Below are 3,101 nucleotides of genomic sequence, written 5' to 3'. Positions count from 1 at the left end.
GATGGCGAGCGTCAGCGGATGGCCGACATCCCGGGTGAAAGCAGCATTGTCGTCCTTGCCGCGCATCGCCTCGCGCTGCGCCTCGAGCAAGCCGCGTGCCGGCGCTTCGAGGCCGGCGCCGACAAACGCCATCATCGCGTGGGCGTCGTTGAAGGCATAATGGCCGGCGCTCGCCTTGGGCAACCAGTTGGCGGCGAGCGCAGCCCAGCGCTCGCCGACATCGACGCCGCCGAGATGCAGCCGCCACAGAATCGCCGAGGCATCGACCATGTTGAGCGCCAGCGTCGAGCGCTCGCCATAGATGGGCCCGTCGTAGAGCGCCAGCACCTCGTCGGTCTCGCCGAGATCATAATGGAACAGCGCCAGATGCCACCAATTGTGCACCTGCAGGAAGCTTTCCCGCGTCCACGCTTCGGGATTGGCGCGCATCCACAGAATGCCGTCCTTCTGCCGGCTCTGCATCTCCATAACATGGGCCACCGCATGCTGGGCCCAGCCGTCGCGCGGCTCGAGATCGACCGCCGTGCGGCCAAGCCTTTCGGCGCGCGCGTAGTCGCCCATTTCCTCCAGCCCAAAGGCCTGCATGCCGAGTATGGCGTGGTAGCCCGGCATGCCGCTCTGCCAGGACGGCAGCGCGCGGCCGATGCGGTCGCGCAGCATGCGGGCATTGCCGGTGAAGAAGTCGATCTGGTGGCCGGTCTGCAGCGCCAGCGCATCGAGCGGAAACTTGATGGCGATGTCCTCCAGCACGCGGGCGGCCTCGTGCCAGTGTCCGTCCGCAAGGTGGCCAAGGGCGGCGACATGCGCCTGCTCGCGTGTCGTCGCGGCAAGCGGCAGCGCTGCCTCGTGACATGCCTTGGCCACCGCCGTCGCTTCGCGCTCTGTGGCGAGGCCAAAGAGATAACCCTTGAACACATGCGCCATGACGAAGCCGGGATCGTCGGCGATTGCCCGGTCAATGGAACCGACCGGATCGCCGATGAAGCACTGCAATTCGCGCACAGCCCGGCTGTAGGACGAGAGCCCGGCCTCCGTCGCGCCAGACAGTGTCAGGCCGAATGCATCGCTCACCGCCATGGCTTGTCCTCAGTTGCCCGAGCGCATCGCCACTGTCGCGATGCCGGCGCCGACCAGCAGCGTGCCGCCGGTGCGGTTGAAGATACGGATCGCCTTCGGGTTGTGCACGACGTTGCGCGCCCTTGTCGCGATCACCGCATAACCGAAGGCATTGGCGAAGGCGAGCGCCAGGAAGGTCGTCTCGAAGATCAGCATCTGTGTCCAGAAATCCGCGTGCCGGTCGAGGAACTGCGGCAGGAAGGCGACGAAGAAGGTGATGCTTTTCGGATTAAGCGCGGTAACCAGCCAGGCATGCGCCGTCATCTTGGCCGATGACACCGCATCGGTGCGCGGTTCGGCCCGGAGCGCGCCGCCGGCGCGAAACAGCTTGATGCCGAGATAGATCAGATAGCCGGCGCCGATCACCTTCAGCACGGTGAATACGGTGGCCGACGCCGCCAGCAGCGCGCCGATGCCCAGCATCGACAGTGTCATCGCGGTGAAGTCGCCGAGCGCCACGCCGACTGCCATCGGCAGCGCGATGCGCCAGCCCTGGCCGAGCGCATAGGACACCACCAGCAAGATGGTCGGGCCCGGAATGACCAGAAGGACTGTCGAAGCGGCGGCAAACGCGGCCCAGTTTTCGAAGGACATTTTCTTCTCCTTGAGCTCAAAGAAGAGGATAAATCCTCGGCCCCGCGAAGATGTAAAGAGGCAAAAATCGAAAAAGCCCTCGTTAACGCCAAGCGGCCGACCTTCACGCTTTTTCAACCATGATTGGTGAAAATGCCTGCTATCCGGCCGGACCGTGTTTCCCGCCGATAGCGTAGGGTTTGGGTAAATGCGTGAGTTGCCGCAAGGTCTGTCGCTGCCGCATAATGGCGACGCAATCGAAACCGAAATACAGCTTTCCCGCCGCACGGTGCTGTCCGGCGGCGGCGCACTGGCGCTGCTCGGCGTCGCCGGCTGCAGTCAGACGCTGGATCTGCCGTCGCTCCAGCTCGACGACGTCACCACCGGCTCGATCCGGCCCATCCGCCCGAGCATCAGCGTCGACAAGAACATCACCAGCCCCGACGTGATGTACGCTTCGCTCACCGACGGTGGCTTCAATGTGCCGCAAGTGCCCTATCTCAAGGTCAAGCCGGAGTTCCGCCGCCAGATCGTCGTCGATCCGACCGGCGAGCAGCCCGGCACGATCGTCGTCCACTCGCAGGAGCGGCTGCTCTATCTGGTGCAGCCCGGCGGCGAGGCGATCCGTTACGGCGTCGGTATCGGCAAGGACGGGTTCCGCTGGTCCGGCCGCGCCAACATCCAGTACGGCAAGGAATGGCCGGTCTGGACCCCGCCGCCCGAGATGATCGCCCGCAGGCCGGAACTGGTGAAATGGCAAGGCGGACAGCCGGGCGGCCTCGACAATCCACTCGGCGCGCGTGCCCTCTACATCTATCAGAACGGCAGCGACACCGGCTATCGCATCCACGGCTCGCCCGAATGGTGGAGCATCGGACAGGCGATGTCGTCGGGCTGCGTGCGCCTGATCAACCAGGACATCATCGATCTCTACAGCCGCGTCTCCAAGAAAAACCCGGTCGTCGTCGTCTGAACGGCGGCTTCGCTTTCAACGATCACTCTGCCGTTGCGCGATGCCGCAAGACAGGCGAATGTGCCTGCGATTTTCATCGCCCCGGGAGACGTGAACAATGGCCGGAACTTTTGTCATCGCGCAAGGCGGCGGCCCGACCGCCGTCATCAACCAGACCGTGGTGGGCGCCACGCTCGAAATCCGCAAGCGGCATCCCGGCGCCAAGGTGCTGGGATCCATCCACGGCGTGCGCGGAATTCGTGACGGCAATTACGTCGATCTTTCCGCCATCCCCGAGGACCGCCTGCGGCTGATTGCGGCGACGCCGAGCGCCGCGCTTGGTTCGACGCGCGACAAGCCGGATGCCGCCTATTGCGACCTCATCCTCAACGGCTTGAAGAAAGCCGGTGCCGACGCCTTCATCTATATCGGCGGCAACGACACCTCGGGCACACAGCAG

At 64.7% G+C, this 3,101-nt stretch carries 4 protein-coding genes; 2 read left to right on the top strand and 2 right to left on the bottom strand.

All coding sequences use genetic code 11. From position 1 onward, the window contains the following. Both E5W70_RS31610 and E5W70_RS31605 read right to left on the bottom strand, forming a co-directional pair. The coding region (locus tag E5W70_RS31610; protein WP_292665194.1) for a tetratricopeptide repeat protein at positions 1-1,077 on the bottom strand (1,077 nt) is incomplete at its 3' end. 9 nt (positions 1,078-1,086) lie between these two features. Further along, a complete protein-coding gene (locus E5W70_RS31605) occupies positions 1,087-1,710 on the bottom strand; it encodes a LysE family translocator (RefSeq protein ID WP_292665193.1) in 624 nt (207 codons plus the stop codon). A 187-nt stretch (positions 1,711-1,897) separates the two neighbouring features. Here E5W70_RS31605 and E5W70_RS31600 point away from each other — a divergent pair, with 187 nt between their 5' ends. Together E5W70_RS31600 and E5W70_RS31595 are read left to right on the top strand one after the other, a co-directional pair. Beyond that, positions 1,898-2,662, top strand: a complete 765-nt coding sequence (locus E5W70_RS31600; RefSeq protein WP_292665192.1) for a L,D-transpeptidase — start codon at positions 1,898-1,900, stop codon at positions 2,660-2,662. Positions 2,663-2,759: 97 nt separating this feature from the next. Then, positions 2,760-3,101: 6-phosphofructokinase (locus E5W70_RS31595; RefSeq protein ID WP_292665191.1), on the top strand; the 342-nt coding region annotated here is incomplete at its 3' end.

This window comes from Mesorhizobium sp. (genome assembly GCF_005063415.1).
GTDB lineage: Bacteria > Pseudomonadota > Alphaproteobacteria > Rhizobiales > Rhizobiaceae > Mesorhizobium.
The sequence above is the reverse complement of the archived record's forward strand: the minus strand, read 5'-3'. Positions and strand labels throughout refer to the sequence as shown.